This window comes from Pseudonocardia alaniniphila (assembly GCF_022524485.1).
Classification (GTDB): Bacteria; Actinomycetota; Actinomycetes; order Mycobacteriales; family Pseudonocardiaceae; genus Pseudonocardia; species Pseudonocardia alaniniphila.
In genome coordinates, this window is record NZ_JAKXMK010000015.1 from 193,251 (window position 1) to 208,973 (window position 15,723).

General features: G+C 71.8%; 13 protein-coding genes. 5 read left to right on the forward strand and 8 right to left on the reverse strand.

What is annotated here, in order from left to right; translation table 11 throughout:
- Window position 1 precedes the first annotated feature (1 nt).
- Complete coding sequence (gene egtB / locus MMF94_RS18655) at window positions 2–1,339, reverse strand: ergothioneine biosynthesis protein EgtB (RefSeq protein ID WP_241038200.1); 1,338 nt, start codon at window positions 1,337–1,339, stop codon at window positions 2–4.
- On the reverse strand, window positions 1,336–2,604 hold the full coding sequence (egtA, locus tag MMF94_RS18660) for an ergothioneine biosynthesis glutamate--cysteine ligase EgtA (protein ID WP_241038202.1): 1,269 nt from the start codon (window positions 2,602–2,604) through the stop codon (window positions 1,336–1,338). Before egtA ends, egtB begins: the two co-directional genes overlap by 4 nt.
- A 226-nt stretch (window positions 2,605–2,830) precedes the next feature.
- Between egtA and MMF94_RS18665 the strand changes: the two genes are divergently transcribed.
- Window positions 2,831–3,400 carry a TetR/AcrR family transcriptional regulator gene (locus tag MMF94_RS18665; protein ID WP_241038204.1) on the forward strand — a complete coding sequence of 190 codons (570 nt, stop codon included), beginning with the start codon at window positions 2,831–2,833 and terminating at the stop codon, window positions 3,398–3,400.
- A 1,592-nt stretch (window positions 3,401–4,992) separates the two neighbouring features.
- Here the strand turns inward: MMF94_RS18665 and MMF94_RS18670 are convergent.
- From MMF94_RS18670 to MMF94_RS18690, 5 genes are all read right to left on the reverse strand, one after another.
- The gene (locus MMF94_RS18670) at window positions 4,993–5,220 is read right to left on the reverse strand and encodes a hypothetical protein (RefSeq protein ID WP_241038205.1); all 228 of its coding nucleotides are present in this window, start codon (window positions 5,218–5,220) and stop codon (window positions 4,993–4,995) included.
- 149 nt (window positions 5,221–5,369) lie between these two features.
- Complete coding sequence (locus MMF94_RS18675) at window positions 5,370–7,334, reverse strand: ABC transporter ATP-binding protein (RefSeq protein ID WP_379660589.1); 1,965 nt, start codon at window positions 7,332–7,334, stop codon at window positions 5,370–5,372.
- An 86-nt stretch (window positions 7,335–7,420) separates the two neighbouring features.
- A complete protein-coding gene (locus MMF94_RS18680) occupies window positions 7,421–8,224 on the reverse strand; it encodes an enoyl-CoA hydratase/isomerase family protein (protein WP_241038206.1) in 804 nt (267 codons plus the stop codon).
- A gap of 25 nt (window positions 8,225–8,249) precedes the next feature.
- On the reverse strand, window positions 8,250–8,459 hold the full coding sequence (locus MMF94_RS18685) for a helix-turn-helix domain-containing protein (RefSeq protein ID WP_075942968.1): 210 nt from the start codon (window positions 8,457–8,459) through the stop codon (window positions 8,250–8,252).
- A gap of 325 nt (window positions 8,460–8,784) precedes the next feature.
- Window positions 8,785–10,416 (reverse strand): ABC-F family ATP-binding cassette domain-containing protein, encoded by a 1,632-nt coding sequence (locus MMF94_RS18690; RefSeq protein WP_241038207.1) that lies wholly within the window; start codon window positions 10,414–10,416, stop codon window positions 8,785–8,787.
- A 130-nt stretch (window positions 10,417–10,546) separates the two neighbouring features.
- Between MMF94_RS18690 and MMF94_RS18695 the strand changes: the two genes are divergently transcribed.
- Entirely contained in the window at window positions 10,547–11,335 is a 789-nt protein-coding gene (locus tag MMF94_RS18695) for an SDR family oxidoreductase (RefSeq protein ID WP_241038208.1), read from the forward strand.
- Window positions 11,336–11,357: 22 nt separating this feature from the next.
- Here the strand turns inward: MMF94_RS18695 and MMF94_RS18700 are convergent, their stop codons facing one another.
- The gene (locus MMF94_RS18700) at window positions 11,358–12,905 is read right to left on the reverse strand and encodes a deoxyguanosinetriphosphate triphosphohydrolase family protein (RefSeq protein ID WP_241038209.1); all 1,548 of its coding nucleotides are present in this window, start codon (window positions 12,903–12,905) and stop codon (window positions 11,358–11,360) included.
- An 81-nt stretch (window positions 12,906–12,986) separates the two neighbouring features.
- On the opposite strand from MMF94_RS18700, the gene MMF94_RS18705 reads away from it, so the two are divergent.
- From MMF94_RS18705 to MMF94_RS18715, 3 genes are all read left to right on the forward strand, one after another.
- Window positions 12,987–14,198: a lycopene cyclase family protein gene (locus MMF94_RS18705; RefSeq protein WP_241038210.1), complete on the forward strand. Its 1,212-nt coding sequence runs from the start codon at window positions 12,987–12,989 to the stop codon at window positions 14,196–14,198.
- Between the two features lie 75 nt (window positions 14,199–14,273).
- Window positions 14,274–14,723, forward strand: coding sequence for a universal stress protein (locus MMF94_RS18710; protein WP_241038212.1), 450 nt, complete (start codon window positions 14,274–14,276; stop codon window positions 14,721–14,723).
- Between the two features lies 1 nt (window position 14,724).
- Window positions 14,725–15,705, forward strand: coding sequence for an adenylate/guanylate cyclase domain-containing protein (locus MMF94_RS18715; protein WP_241038214.1), 981 nt, complete (start codon window positions 14,725–14,727; stop codon window positions 15,703–15,705).
- Window positions 15,706–15,723: the final 18 nt, after the last annotated feature.

A 15,723-nucleotide genomic window follows, 5' to 3' on the forward strand; every position in this document is an offset into this window, starting at 1 on the left:
GCTACGCCGTCTCCGCCGGGGACACATCCCGGGCGCAGCGGAAGCCCGAGAAGATCTGCCGGCGAATCGGGTGGTCCCAGTTGCGGAACGTGCCGCGGATTGCAGCCGGGTCGGTGCCGAAGGAACCGCCGCGCAGCACCCGGTAGTCGCCGCCGAAGAAGACCTGGGAGTACTCGGGGTAGGGGAACACCTCGAACCCCGGATAGGGGTGCCAGCCCGAGCTGGTCCACTCCCACACGTCGCCGACGAGCTGCTGAACACCGAGCGGCGATGCCCCGAGGGGGAACGCCCCGGCAGCCGCGGGCTGCAGGTGGCGCTGCCCGAGGTTGGCGTGCTCGGCGGTAGGCGCATCGTCGCCCCACGGGAACCGCCGGGAGCGTCCGGTGGTGGGGTCGTACCGGGCGGCCTTCTCCCACTCCGCCTCCGTGGGCAGCCGCTTGCCTGCCCAGCGGGCGTACGCCTCGGCCTCGTGGAAGCAGACGTGGACGACCGGCTCGTCGGCGGGCACCCGCTCGACCACGCCGAACCGCCGCCGGTGCCACTCGCCCGAGCCGTCGCGCTCCCAGAACTCGGGTGCGGTGAGCCCGGCGGATACGCGGTGCGCCCAGCCCGCGTCGCTCCACCAGCGCTGGTCGTCGTAACCGCCGGCCGCGATGAACTCGGCGTACTCGCCGTTGGTGACGGCGGCCGTGTCGATGACGAACGCCGGGACCTCCACGACGTGCGCGGGACGCTCGTTGTCGAGCGCCCACGGCTCGGTGGACGTGCCCATCGTGAACGGGCCACCGGGGACGAGCACCTCGCGGGCGGCGAGCGCCCGCCCGGCGGGCGGGGCATCCGCGTGCAGTACCGGAGCGCCGGCACGCAACTGGTGGGTGGCGAGCATCGTCTCGTCGTGCTGCTGCTCGTGCTGCACGATCATGCCGAACGCGAAGCCGTGCTCCACGAGCCGGCGACCCGTGAGCGGGGTGCGCTCGAGGGTGTCGAGGGCCTTGTCGCGCACCTCGGCCACGTAGGCGCGAGCCTCTGCCGGGCCGAGCAACGGCAGATCGACGCGGCTCGCGCGCGAGTGCTGGAACGCGTCGTAGAGCCCGTCGATCTCCGGGCGCAGCGGCTCGCGACCACCGACGTCACGCACCAGCCAGAGCTCCTCCTGGCTGCCGATGTGCGCGAGGTCCCAGACCAGCGGTGACATCAACGGTGAGTGCTGGGCCACGAGATCGGCCTCGTCAACGGCGTCGGTGAGGGCGGTGCTGCGAGCACGGGACGCGGTGAGCAGCTCGGCGACGCGGGCGCGTAGCTCCTCGCCGCCCAGCGCGATCTGGTCGCTGACGGTCATGACGTCTCTCCCTCCGGGGGTGCCGGCTGGCGGGTGGAGTTCTCGGCAAGGTCGGGTGCGAGGTCTCCGACGAGGCGGTCGGCGGAGACATCGACGGCGGTGTCGGCAGGGCACAGGCCGCGCAGGACCTGTCGCTCCGTCATGTCCGCGAGGTCGTCGGCCACCCAGCGGGGAGCGCCGAGGGCGGTCAACCGGTCGCAGGCCAGCTCGAACAAGGTGGCCGCGGCTTGGGCGAGTGGCTGGTCGGCGAGCCCGAGCTGGGCGGCCTCGGTCCAGCGACCCTCTGCGGGCTCGCAGGCCTCGCGCGCCTTGCCCGTGACGACGGTGTCGGAGAGCAACGCGGCGATCACCGCGACGGGCAGCGCCCACCGGCGCCCCGGCTGGGCGTCGACGTAGCGCACCTCGAGATGCCCGTGCGGTCGGACCGGCGGGAACAGGGTGGATACGTGGTAGTCGAGGTCGGCGGTGGTGGGAGGCACCGGGAGGGCGCCGTTGACCCAGTCGGCGAACGTGACGCCGCTGGGCACCTCCCACGCCCCTTCCCTGCGCACGAGCAGCAACGGGCTGCTCAGCACACGGCGCGCCCACGCCGTGGCGGGGTCTTCCGTTTCGACCTCGGAGATCCGCGGGGGAACCGTGCGGGACGGGTCGGCCCGCTGCCAGCACGCCCATCTCGAGGACTTCCACCCCGTGGGCCTGCCGTGCAGCAGCGGTGAGTTGGCGAACGCTGCCAACAGCACCGGGCCGAACGCATGGACCGCGGCCCAGCGCTCAGCGACGTCGCCGTTCTCCCCCGCGTCGACGCACACCTGCACGGCTGCGGTGGAGCACATCGCGCTGCGGCCGTGCGGGCCCAACCGGTCGAACGCCTGCTCCATGGCTCGGTAGCGAGGAACGTCGAGGATGCGGACCGCAGGACGCACCGGGTCGGTGGCGCGGAGTTGGGGTTGAAGTCCCTGATCGGCGAGCAGGTGGTGCAGTGCGTCGGCATCGGCGCGGACGGTCTGCAGCAACCCTCCGAGATCCGGAAGGGGCGGGCTCGCGAGTTCGATCTGGCCACCCGGTTCGACGGTGACGGCCGAACCGGCGGGGAGCGGCAGTGCGGACGAGGACGGGTCGAGCGTGGTGGGGGTGTGCGGCCCGAGCGCCGTGACCAGCACGGCGGGATCAGGTGGCACCTCGGGAGCCGACGGCTGATGCAGCAGCCACTCGAGCTCTACCCCGACGAGTCGGGGAGGGCCGATCTTGAAACAGACGGACGCCACATATGCCTCAGCATCGGCACAGTCGCGTAGAACCGAAGGGCCCGCATCCGGCGGATCGGCAGCGGGAGCACCCACTGCCGTAGCCGTTGCGATGCCCACATCTCTCGCCACTCGCATGACGCTACCCGCGGGCTACGACGATTTCAGGGGCTCGACGGCCGTCACTGGTACGGAAGGGCAATTCTCAAGACGTACGTACGTCTCGCTTTCCGGTTATCCTGGTCTGATGCCCCGTGTCAGCGCCGACCAGCTCGCCGCGAGGCGTGAGCAGATCCTCGACGGGGCTCGCGCGTGCTTCGCCCGCCACGGCTACGAGGGAGCCACGGTGCGCAGGCTGGAGCAGTCCACCGGCCTGTCACGCGGGGCCATCTTCCACCACTTCCGGGACAAGGACGCCCTGTTCTTCGCCCTCGCCGAGCGGGACGCCGAACGGATGACCGAGATCGTGGCCGAGCAGGGCCTCGTACAGGTGATGCGGGAGCTCCTGACATCACCCGAACGCATCGACGCCGGCTGGACGGGCACGTTCCTCGAAATCGCGCGCCGGGGGCGTACCGACCCGGGCTTCCGTGACCGCTGGCGCCAGCACGCCGAGGCCCTCACCGCGGCCACCCAGGCACGGCTCGAACGGCAGGCGCGGGCCGGCACGCTGCGCGACGACGTACCCATCCCGGTGCTGGCGCGCTATCTGGAGCTGGTGCTGGAAGGGCTGGTCTCCCACCTGTCCATGGAACTGCCCGCAGAGCACCTCACCGGCGTGCTCGACCTCGTGGAGGGCGCCGTCCGCCGCCGCTGACGGCCGCGACGACCGCGAGCCCCGAGCGGGTCCGATCCCGCGACCTGACGGGGCCGCTCGTGCTGAACGCCACCCGGGATCCCGGGGTCCGGATCCGGTGATCAACGCCGGGCCACGCCTACCGGTCGGACCATGATCACCACTTGGGTACCGCCAGCCGCACCACACCCCGTTGCGGGCCCCGAAACGATGATCAACCTCGGGGTCGGGCGAGCTGACCGCTCCGGTTCGCCCTTGCCGGCATCGCGGCCACCCACATGAAACTCGACCGCGCCACGGCGGGAACCGAGCGCCTGAGCCAGGCCGTGTGGGCATGATCACCATTCTGGGACCGCCGACCGCACCGCACGCAGCTCCACGGCCCGAAGCGACGATCAACACCCACCGACGGCCGGCGCCGACCCGCTCGCTCCCGGCCGCGCGGACATGATCACCGATCCGGCACCAGCAACCGCGCCATACACGGCTCCAGCGCCCGAACCAACGATCAAGCCCACCGACAGCCTGGGCCTCAGCCCAATCCCCTTCAAGATCGCCAAACCGGGAGCAGCAACCCCGCCACGCACAGCTCCCGGACCCGAACCGACGATCAACCTCCGGGCGGGTCAATCCGGCCGATCCAGACCGCTCGGCAGGCCCTCGCGGCCCCACATCACGCGCGCCACCGCGCTACCGCGCGGACCCAGCGCCTGAAAGCCAGGCCGTGGGGGTGATCACCATCTTGGGACCGGCGACCGCGCCACACGCGGCTCCACGGCCCCAACCGACGATCAACACCTACCCGCGGCGGCACCGAACGGCACCCCAGTGCTGGCCGATCAAGATCCCCGAACCGGGAGCGGCAACCACACCAAGCACGGTTCCCAGGCCCGAACCGATGATCAAGCTCCGGGCAGGTCGAGCCGACGGCCGCCCCGCACCACCGCGCAGGCCCGCCCCGCTGCCGCCCACGACGCGCTCGACGCGACGCCACGTGTGCCCCAAGCACCCACGGGCGGTTGATCACCACTCTGGGACCCGCCACCGCACCACACACGGCTCCGAGGTCCGAACTGACGATCAAGGTCTACCAACAGACCGCACCGACCCGCCGCCGGCGATCATGATCACCATTCCGGGACCGGTGACCGCGCCGCACACGGCTCCGAGGCCCCAACTAACGATCAAGGTCTACCAGCGGACCGCACCGACCCGCCGCCCGCGGTCATGATCACCATTCCGGGACCGGTGACCGCGCCGCACACGGCTCCGAGGCCCCAACTAACGATCAAGGTCTATCGGCGGACCGCACGGCCCACGGCCCGTGGCCCGTGGCCCGTGGCCCGTGGCCCGTGGCCCGTGGCCATGATCGCCATTTCGGGACCGGCGACCGCGCCACACACAGCTCCACGGCCCCAACCGACGATCAACACCCACCGACGGCCAGCGCCGACCGGCACGCTCCCCGCCGCGCGGACATGATCACCGAACCGGGACCGGAGACCGCGCCACACGCGACCGCACGTCCCCAACCGATGATCAACGCCTCCGGCCCGGTCCCCGTGCTACTGCCGCTGCCGGGTTGTGATCAACCGGGGGCACGCCCGCGTCGGTCAGGCCCGCCCGCCGCCGATGCCCCGGGCGGGGTTCCACTCGCCGGTGTCGGGGCCCTCCTTGCCGGAGAGAACCGTTGCGCCGCAGGTCGCGGCGCCGGCGGGGTGGGTGTAGGAGTACCACCACGTCATGCTGCCGTCGGGAAGGGCCTCCGCGATGTGGGCCAGCCGGACAACTTCCTCGCCGTCGCTGATGCGGCCGTAGCAGCGCTCGCAGATCATGATCATGGTTGTGCTCCAGCGCGGCTGATCGCCGCCGACCGTTGAACCGTCAGGGATGGGCGCTGTGGTCGGCGTCGACTCTCCGGTCACCCGACTTCCATGCTCCTCCGTCGCCACGACGAGCGGACGTGGCGTCGCCCACGCATTTCGGCCGGTCAGCCGACCAGGTGCGCCTCTTGATGGCGCACCGTGCACCCCGGGATGCCGCACGCGATCCCGTTCGGCAGGGGTTCGACGGCCGGGTCGCCGAGGGTGTCGCCGTCGGCGAACTGGGTGCGGTAGAGCGCGGCGTAGCGGCCGGCCTCGGCGAGCAACTCGTCGTGGGTGCCGCGCTCCACGATCCGGCCCTGTTCGACCACCGCGATCTCGTCGGCGGCCCGGATCGTGGAGAGCCGGTGGGCGATGACGATCGCGGTACGGCCCACGAGCGCCTCGGCCAGGGCGGCCTGGACGGCGGCCTCGGACTCGGAGTCCAGGTGCGCGGTGGCTTCGTCGAGGATCACCACGCGCGGCCGGGCCAGCAGCAGCCGGGCGATCGTCAGTCGCTGCCGCTCCCCTCCGGAGAGCCGGTACCCGCGCTCCCCCACCACCGTGTCGAGGCCGTCGGGAAGTGCGTCGAGCAGGTCGCCGAGGCGGGCCCGGCGCAGGGAGTCCATGATCTCGCCGTCGCTCGCCTCGGGCGCGGCGTAGCGCATGTTGGCCCGGATGGTGTCGTGGAACAGGTGCCCGTCCTGGGTCACCACACCCACGGCGCCGCGCACCGCAGCGAAGGTCAGGTCCCGCACGTCGATGCCGGACAGCTCGACCGCGCCCTCGTCCACGTCGTAGAGCCGCGGCACCAAGGAGGCGAGCGTCGACTTGCCTGCTCCCGACGAACCGACGAGCGCGAGCAACCGGCCCGCGCCCACGTCGAGGTCGATGCCGTGCAGCACCTCCTCGTTGACGCGGTTGTCCAGCACGGCCACCTCCTCCAGGGAGGCGAGCGAGACCCGGTCCGCGTTCGGGTAGCCGAACCGCACATCGCGCAGCCGCACGCTGACGGGTCCGTCGGGCAGCTCCACGGCGTCCGGCTTCTCCGTGATCATCGGCTTCAGGTCGAGCACCTCGAAGACGCGCTCGAACGACACGAGCGCCGTCATCACGTCGACGCGGGCGTTGGCGAGCGCGGTCATCGGTGTGTAGAGCCTGGTCAGCAGGAGCGCGAGAGTGACGACCGTGCCGGGCTCGATCTGACCGGTCACCGCCAGGTAGCCGCCGAGGCCGTAGACGAGCGCCTGGGCCAGCGCCGACACGAGCGACAGCGCGGTGACGAACACGCGCGACACCATCGCGGTGCGCACCCCGATGTCACGCACCCGCTCCGCGCGCTCCCCGAACTCGCGCGCCTCCTCCTCGGGACGGCCGAAGAGCTTGACGAGCGTGGCGCCCGGCGCGGAGAACCGCTCGGTCATCTGCGTGCTCATGCTCGCGTTGAGATCGGCCGACTCACGGCGCAGATCGGCGATCGTGCGGCCCATCCGGCGGGCGGGCAGCACGAAGATCGGCAGCAGCAGAAGCGCCAGCAGCGTCACCTGCCAGGCCAGGCTGATCATCACGCCCAGGGCGAGCGCCAGCTGGACGGAGTTGCTCAGCACGGTGGCCAGCGTCGATGTGATCGCCGACTGCGCGCCCATCACGTCGTTGTTGAGTCTGCTCACGAGGGCGCCCGTGCGCGTACGCGTGAAGAAGGCGATCGGCATCCGCTGCACGTGCTCGAAGACAGCGCGCCGCAGGTCGACGATCAACCCCTCCCCGATGCGGGAGGAGAACCACCGCGACACCAGGCCGACCACGGCCTCGAGCACCGCGAGGGCAGCGATACCACCAGCGAGGCCGAGCACCGTGGCCGCGACCACGGACACGTCGCCGCGCGCGACGATCGCGTTCACCACGCGCCCGGCGAGTATCGGCGTCAGCACACCGATGGTGGCTGAGACGACCGTCAGGAGCAGGAAGGTCAGCAGCCAGCCGCGGTAGGGCTGGGCGAAGGCCCAGATCCGCGTGATCGTGCCCTTCTTCACCGACTTCGGGGCGTCTGCCGCGCGGACGACGCCCCGCATCATTCCCCAGGTCCGATCCACCGCGGCTCCTTACTTACACCGTTGCAACAGCTCTTCGGAGCGCTGCAACGCCGCCGCGGCGTCCTTTTACTCCCTGATCCCCACGATCATCCCTCACCTGCGGCGAGGCTCCGCAGACGGCGAAGCTGCGCAGCGCGTTCCGCCGCTAGGGCGGCGGCGGGGTCCAGGCCGTCCGCTACTCGCGCGAGCAATGCGTGGGTCTCAGCGCCGGCACCGGGCGGCGGGGCCAGGAGGGCGGAGACGAGGGCATCGACCTCGGCGTCCAGTTCCGCAACGGGAACCGCACGCAGTGCGAGGCCGCATGCCACCGCCTCCTCCGCTCCGACCCGCCGCCCGGTGAGGCATATCTCCACGGCGCGGGCGTAGCCCACGGCGTGGACCAGTGGGTGGGTGCCGCCGAGGTCCGGGACGATCCCCAAGGTGGCCTCCGCCATGCAGAACTGCACGTCGTCGGCAACAACCCGCAGGTCACAGGCCAGCGCGAGCTGGAATCCAGCTCCGATCGCGTGGCCCTGTACCGCCGCAACGGTGACCCGTGCGGGGTGACGCAGCCACGAGAAGCCGGCCTGGAAACCGGCGATGACGGCATCGGCGTCTCCGTCGGGCAGCTCCGCGATGCCGGCGATGCCGGGCATCCCATCGACTTCGCGTGCCCAGAAGAAGCGCCTGTCGAGACCGGCTGAGAAAGCCCGTCCTTCACCCCGCACGACTACTGCCCGAACCTCATCGGAAAGGGCTTCGCCGATCGTGCGCAACGCTTCCCACGTTGCCGGCGTCTGTGCGTTCAGCGCCTCAGGGCGCGAAAGCCAGATCGTTGCCCGGGGGCCGTCCACGTCGAGCGCCACTCCGCCGCGCTCGAGAAGGCCGGGGTCCACCGCCGCTGTCGTCATGCGGGCAGGCTAGCCCGCGGCAGTCTTACTTCTTCTTGGTGCGCGTCGCCCCGCCACGACCCCGCAAGGACACACCCGTCTCGCTGAGGACCCGGTGAACGAATCCGTAGGACCGCCCGGTCTGCTCAGCGAGCGCTCGGATGCTGGCGCCCTTCTCGTACTTCTTCTTGAGATCGGTGGCGAGTTTGTCACGCTGGGTGCCGGTGATACGTGCACCCTTCTTCAGGTCGGCCACGGCCGTTTCCTCCTCTGTCCGCCGCAGTACTTCCGCGCGCGGCTCGTTACCGGCCCCCCGGTGCGCGCAATGATCGCTTACCGAAAGACCTGTAACCAGGAGATCCACTCGATGATCGGTGAACGGTTGCGCCGAACGGACCACGCGGACGGGTGATCATTGACGCACCCCTGTGACCTCCCGGCCACTCCCTCGCCACCTGATTGTCGCCGAGGGTGAGCCCACTCAGGTTCATTTCCGACCCATGGATTACAGTCGGTGAACACGAGGTGCCGAATAACTTTGTCCGATCGGGTGGTCGCCCGAAGAGTGGCAAATCGCCCGATCAGGCCAACTGAACGAGTTCGAGATAGTCGGCCGACCAGAGGTCCTCGGTGCCGTCGGGCAGCACGATGACCTTGTCGGGGTGCAGCGCCTCGACCGCGCCGGGGTCGTGGGTGACCAGAACGACGGCCCCCGCGAAGCGCCGGAGCGCGTCGAGAACCTGTTCGCGGCTCGCCGGGTCGAGGTTGTTGGTCGGCTCGTCGAGCAGAAGGACGTTGGCGGCGCTCGAGACGAGCCCGGCCAGTGCGAGGCGCGTCTTCTCCCCGCCCGAGAGCGTGCCGGCGGGCTGCGAGAGCTGGTCGCCGGAGAACATGAACGACCCGAGCAACGTCCGCAGCTGCTGTTCCGGGGTGTCCGGCGAGGCGTGCCGGACGTTCTCCCAGACCGTGGCGTCGAGATCGAGAGTGTCGTGCTCCTGCGCGTAGTAGCCGGTGCGCAGCCCGTGGCCGGGCACGACCCGGCCTGCGTCGGGCATCTCGGTGCCGGCGAGCAGCCTCAGCAGCGTGGTCTTCCCGGCGCCGTTGAGCCCCAGCACCACGACCTTCGTGCCGCGGTCCACGGCGAGGTCGACGCCGGTGAACACCTCCAGCGAGCCGAACGCCTTGCTCAGCCCCTCCGCGGTGAGCGGGGTGCGCCCGCACGGCGACGGGTCGGGGAAGCGGATCTTCGCGACGCGGTCGGCGCGGCGCTCGGGTTCGAGGCCTGCGAGCAGCTGGTCGGCCCGGCGCGCCATGTTCTTCGCGGCGACGGCCTTCGTGGCCTTCGCGCCCATCTTCGCCGCCTGCGTGTGCAGCACGGCAGCCTTCTTCTCCGCGTTGGCGCGCTCGCGGCGGCGGCGCTTCTCGTCGGTGGAGCGCGCCTCCTGGTAGCGGCGCCAGTCCATGTTGTAGACGTCGACCTCGCTGCGCGTGGCGTCGAGGAACCACACCTTGTTGACCACCGCGGCCAGCAGTTCGGTGTCGTGGCTGATCACGACGAGACCACCGTCGTGGGCGGAGAGGAAGGAGCGCAGCCAGGTGATCGAGTCGGCGTCGAGGTGGTTGGTGGGCTCGTCGAGCAGCAGCGTGGTGGCGCTGGGCGCTCCGCCGCCGCCACCGTCGGAGGCGGCGAAGAGGATGCGGGCCAGCTCGACCCGGCGGCGCTGACCGCCGGAGAGGGTGGCCACCTGCTGGTGCAGCACGCGGTCAGGCAGGCCCAGGTGGGCGCAGATCCGGGCGGCCTCGCTCTCGGCGGCGTACCCGCCGAGGGCCGAGAAGCGCTCCTCGATACGGCCGTACTCGCGTACCGCCCGCTCGTTCTGGGCGCCGTCGACCAGCTCGGCCATCGCCGTCTGGGCCTTCTCCATCTCGCGCAGCATCTCGTCGAGCCCGCGCGCGGACAGCACGCGATCCTTCGCCGTGATGGTCAGGTCGCCCTCGCGAGGGTCCTGGGGCAGGTAGCCGACGGGGCTGTTGGAACCGACGCTGCCGGCGTACGGCTCGCCCTCGCCTGCCAGCACCCGCATCGAGGTGGTCTTGCCGGCGCCGTTGCGCCCGACGAGCCCGATGCGGTCGCCCGGCTGCACGCGCAGGGTGGCCCCGGACAGCAGGATCCGGGACCCGGCACGCAGTTCCAGGTCAGTGGCGGTGATCACGAGAAGAAACTCCAGAAGGTTCCGGCAGTACAGACGAGTGCCCGGGGAGCTGCTCGCCGCTACACGGTCCGGATCACGGCATCCAGACTACCGACCCGGGCTAGCGGATTCTGGAAGTAGGGTGCCGCACATGACCGATCTCACCGACCTGTCCGGCCGAGCAGCCCTCATCACCGGCGCGAGCCGCGGCATCGGGTTCGCCATCGCCGGCGAGCTGCTCTCCCGCGGTGCGTCCGTGACGATCACGGCCCGCAAGCCCGACGAGCTCGCCGCCGCGGGCGAGAAGCTGGTCGCCGACTTCGCAGGTGGCGACGCGTCGCGCGTGCTGACGGTGGCGGGCAACGCCGGCTCGGCGGAGGCCCGCGAGGAGGCCGTCACCCGCACCATCGAGACGTTCGGCAGCCTCGGGATCCTCGTCAACAACACCGGCATCAACCCGATCTACGGCTTCCTCATGGACGCCGACCTCGACGCCGTCCGCAAGATCTTCGACACCAACGTCGTCGCGGCGCTGGCGTTCGTGCAGCTGGCCTACAAGGCGTGGATGGGCGAGCACGGTGGTGCCGTGGTCAACCTCGCGTCCACCGCCGGGCTGCGCTCCACGGGTGTGATCCCGGTCTACGGCGCGTCCAAGGCGGCGCTGATCCGTCTCACCGAGGAGCTCGCCTGGCAGCTCGGGCCCGGTATCCGCGTCAACGCCGTGGCGCCATCGGTGGTGAAGACGAAGTTCGCCAGCATGCTGTACGCCGAGGGCGAGGAGAAGGCCAGCGAGCCGTTCCCGATGAAGCGGCTCGGCGAGCCCGCGGACGTGGCCTCGCTCGTCGCCTTCCTGGTGTCCGACGCGGCGTCCTGGATCACCGGCGAGACCGTGCGGATCGACGGCGGGATCCTCGCCACCGGCTCACGAGGCCCGGCCTGATCGCACTCGTGGTCCGCCACCGCTAGAGCACGGCCGCGTCGGTCCAGAGCCGGGCCGAGCGCCCGGTCAGCACGTCGAGCAACGCCGTGGCCTGTCCGTCGGTGAGCGAGGCGACGTAGTCCACCACCGCGCGGCCACGCGCCAGCCGCTCCACGTCGGCGGCAGGCGCGAACGCGGCGAACTCACCGCGGGCCAGCTCGACCAGGTCGCGCAGGCGCGGCGGCTTGCGGGTCTCGCTGTCGTCCTCGGCGAGCCAGTCGTGCAGCGCTCCGACGAGACCTGCCAGCACTGTGGCCTGCCCGCGCTGGTGCGAGGCGAGATCGGCGCGTTGCAGCACGAACCGGTGGTGCACGAACTTGAGCACCGCCACCTCGTGCCACTGCTCGGTGGCCAGCGCGACGTGCGCGGAACGGACCGGCGGATCGGTGAGCACCCGCACCCCGCCCACGAGCCGTGCGGTCCACCGCGCGGAGAACTCGGCGACGGCCCGTTCCGCGGCCATCGACCCGTCGAACGAGGAGGCCAGCAGCCCGTCCGCGAGCTCCGTACGGACGCGCTCGACGGCCGCGGCGAACGCCTCCGCGTCGTAGGCCCAGCCGTCCTTGTTCTCGAGCCTGCGCCGGAGCCGCTCCAGAGCGGCCCCGGGACGGTCGCCTCCGACCGCCGAGCCCGCCTGCTGCCAGCCGCGCAGCTCAGCAGCCACCCCGGCCTGCTGGAGCACGCCGACACGGTGGAAGTCCTCGAGGTCGTGAATCGCGTAGGCGATGTCGTCGGCGAGGTCCATCACGGCCGCTTCCACGGTCTGCTGCCACGGCCCGATCGCCCCGAACGCGCCGCGGCCGGCTCGCAGGTCGTCCAACTCGGTGGAGTAGGCCGAGAACTTCGCCGATCCGGCATCCGGAGCGCCCGGCAGCGGACCCCCACCCCGCGGTGGGAGCGCCGCCGCGCTCGGATGCGGATCGGGATGGCCCCGCCTCGCCCACGGGTACTTCAGAACTGCGGCCCGGACGGCGGCGGTGAGGTCCAGGCCCGTGCCGCCGGGGCCGTGCAGGTCGATCGTGGTGACGATCCGGAAGCTCTGTGCGTTGCCCTCGAACCCGTCGGGCAGCCCGAGCTGGTCACGTCCGAGCCGGTCGAGCACCTGCTCCCCGAGATGCCCGAACGGAGGGTGGCCCAGGTCGTGGGCGAGTGCCGCGGCCTCGACGACGTCCGCGTCGAGGCCGCCCAGCCGGTCGAGCACGGCGGCCGTGGTGGCGTCGGCGGTCAGTCGCTCGGCGATCGCGCGCCCCACCTGGGCCACCTGCAGGCTGTGGGTGAGCCGGTTGTGCACGAGCAACCCCGACCCCGTGGGGCTCACCACCTGGGTCACCCCGGCCAGCCTGGCGAAGAACGGCGAGGCCACGATCCGATCCCGGTCCACGCGGAAGGGGCTACGGGCAAGGGCTGCACCCGTCTCGGGCACCAGCGAGCGCCGGGCCGCCCGCGCGGCGTGATCCGGCCCGGCCCCGTCCGGCTCGTGACCTGTTGTCGGCCCCACTACCAGGTCGCCTGCCACCCCCAGATCGGTCATCTCAGCAGGCTAATCGCCGCGTGCGGCACGACTTGCGGACGGCAACGGGCGACTCGCCGGGTGGGGCGGTAGAACGAGTCCGTGCTCAGAGCGGACGTTCTCGTGGTCGGCGGCGGCCCCGCGGGCCGGTCCCTGGCCGCCGAGACCGCCGAGCGCGGGCTGCGCACCCTGCTGGTCGACCCGACTCCGGACGCCCCGTGGCGGGTCACCTACGGCTGCTGGGTCCGCGAGCTGCCCGCGGCGCTGCCCCCGTCGGCGGTGGCCGCCGTGGTGCGCGGTCGCGCCATCGCGCTCTCGCCGCACGATCTGGGCTGGGACTACGCCGTTCTGGACGTCGCAGGGCTGCGCGCACACTTGGACTCCCGCCTCGGGCGCTCCGGAGCCACCGTGCTGGCTGGACGCGCTGTCGATGTGGTGGTCCCCGGGACGGTCGCGCTGGCGGACGGCTCCCGGATCGAGGCCGGGATCGTCGTGGACGCCGGTGGCCGGCGCCAGCCGCTGCGCTCGGAATCCACTCACCGGCGTCCCGCCGCGGAACAGACGGCGTACGGCGTGGTGGTCGACGAGTCGCAGGCGGCCGGCCTCGTCGCCACAGGCACCGCGTTGTTCATGGACTGGCGCCGCGACCACGGCGAGGACGGCTGGCCGACGTTCCTCTACGCCGTGCCGCTCGGCCGCGGCTCGGTGCTGCTCGAGGAGACCTCGCTGGCACGTCGTCCCGGGCTTCCGCTGCCGGTGCTGCAGCGCAGGCTCCTCGCGCGGTTGGCCCGCCACGGGATCACACCTCAGTCCACCGCACCGATCGAGCGGGTGGTCTTCCCCGTCGACTCCCCGCTGCACCGGACACCCGGCGTGCTCGGCTTCGGGGCGGCGGCCCCGCTCGTGCATCCGGCGAGCGGGTTCAACCTCGCCGCGACACTCGGCCTCGCACCTGCGGTGGCCGACGCGGTGGCCACTCACCTCCCGGCGGGTCCCCACGCCGCGCTGGCCGCTGCCGACGCGACCATCTGGCCCGCGGCGGCACGCGCGGTGCACCGCCTGCGCCGCGTCGGGCTCGAGGCGCTGCTGCGCATGCCGCCCGACGAGGTGCCGGCCTTCTTCGAGGTGTTCCTCGGCCTGCCCGAGCGCCACCGTTGGGCCTACCTCACCGGGCGTCAGGACCTGCGCGGGATGGCGGCCACGATGAACGCGCTCTTCGCTCGTGCCGGCTGGCGGCTGCGACGGCGGCTCGTCGGGCCCGCGCTGCGCCCGCCCGCACCCCCCGTGATCGACGAGGTGACCACGATCGGGTGATCCCACCGCGTGCCGGGGCCACCCGCTACCGCCGGTAACCTCCGGGGCCGACGTTCCCCCGAGCCGGAGGCCTCCATGTCCGCCTACCGCACCATCGTCGTCGGCACCGACGGATCCGCCACCTCCTTCGCGGCCGTGGACCGCGCCGCCGCCGTCGCGGGCGACACCGGCGCCGAGCTCGTGATCGTGTGCGCCTACACCCCGACCGGACGGGACGACACCGCCGAGGCCGAGGACGTCCTCAAGGACGAGGCCTTCCTGGTCCGCGGTTGGACCCCGGCCGAGGAGACGCTGCGCTCCGCCGAGGACCGGGCACTCGCCGCAGGCGCCGGCCGGGTCCGCACGGTGGCCGCCGACGGCCCGCCCGTGGAGGTGCTCCGCAAGGCCGTCGCCGACGCGAACGCCGACCTGCTCGTCGTCGGCAACCGCGGACTCAACACGTTGAGCGGGCGGCTGCTCGGCTCCGTCCCGTCCGACGCCGCGCGCCGCGCGGGAGTGGACGTGCTGATCGTCCACACGACCTGACGTGGGCACGGCCGACCGCCCGCTCGACGAGGCGATCGAGGAGATCGTGCTGGGAGCACCGCGGCGCTACACGCGGCTGCGGATGAGTGAGGTGGCCGGCCTCGACCTCGACGAGGGACGCAGGCTGTGGCGGTCGCTGGGGTTCGCCGAGGTGGCGGACGACGCCGTGCTGTTCACCGAGCACGACATCGAGGCCGTTCGCCTGATGACCGGCCTCACCGAGGCCGGTGTGCTCGAACTCGACGTGCGCGAAGCGGTCGCCCGGGCCGTGGCACAGCAGATGTCGCGCCTCGCGGAGTGGCAGGTCGGCCTGGTGAAACGGCTCATCGAGAGCCGATCGGACGACGTCACGGCGCAGCAGGCGCTCGAGACCACCGCCGCGGTGCTGCCCGCTCTGGAGTCACTGCAGACCTACGTGTGGCGCCGGCACCTTGCGGCCACCGTCCACCGCGTGCTGGCCACCTCGGGCGCTCAGGAGGAGGCACCCGACACCTGGCCTCTGGTCGTCGGCTTCGCCGACATGGTGGGCTTCACCCGCACGACACGGCGCCGCAGCAGCGCGGAGCTCGGCGAGATGATCGAACGCTTCGGCTCCACCACCACCGAGGTGATCGCCGACGGACACGGCCGGATCGTCAAGACGGTCGGGGACGAGGTTCTGTTCGTCGCCGACGAGATCGCCGACGGGGCGGCGATAGCCCTGGGCCTGCGCGACCGCGCGCGCGGCGAGCCCCTGCTCCCCCGGCTGCGGATCGGGCTGGCAGCCGGTCCCGTCCTCGTGCGGTACGGGGACGTCTACGGCGAGGTCGTCAACATCGCGTCCCGGCTCACCACGCACGCCGACCCGGACTCCGTGCTCGTCGACCGGACGGTCGCCCAGAATCTCGCGGACGACCCCCGGTTCACGCTGCGCCCGCTGCGGCCCCTCACCGTTCGCGGGTACCGGCACCTGCATCCATGGATGATCGATAACTCCTCTTGACCCTGGGTTGGGTGCAGC

Excerpts from the sequence above, each read along its gene's own strand:
- MMF94_RS18680 (WP_241038206.1), bottom strand. The coding sequence starts at position 8,224 with ATGACGACAGCGGCGGTGGACCCCGGCCTTCTCGAGCGCGGCGGAGTG.
- MMF94_RS18700 (WP_241038209.1), bottom strand. The coding sequence starts at position 12,905 with ATGACCGATCTGGGGGTGGCAGGCGACCTGGTAGTGGGGCCGACAACA.
- MMF94_RS18710 (WP_241038212.1), top strand. The coding sequence starts at position 14,274 with ATGTCCGCCTACCGCACCATCGTCGTCGGCACCGACGGATCCGCCACC.
- MMF94_RS18670 (WP_241038205.1), bottom strand. The coding sequence starts at position 5,220 with ATGATCATGATCTGCGAGCGCTGCTACGGCCGCATCAGCGACGGCGAG.
- MMF94_RS18695 (WP_241038208.1), top strand. The coding sequence starts at position 10,547 with ATGACCGATCTCACCGACCTGTCCGGCCGAGCAGCCCTCATCACCGGC.
- egtB (WP_241038200.1), bottom strand. The coding sequence starts at position 1,339 with ATGACCGTCAGCGACCAGATCGCGCTGGGCGGCGAGGAGCTACGCGCC.
- MMF94_RS18665 (WP_241038204.1), top strand. The coding sequence starts at position 2,831 with ATGCCCCGTGTCAGCGCCGACCAGCTCGCCGCGAGGCGTGAGCAGATC.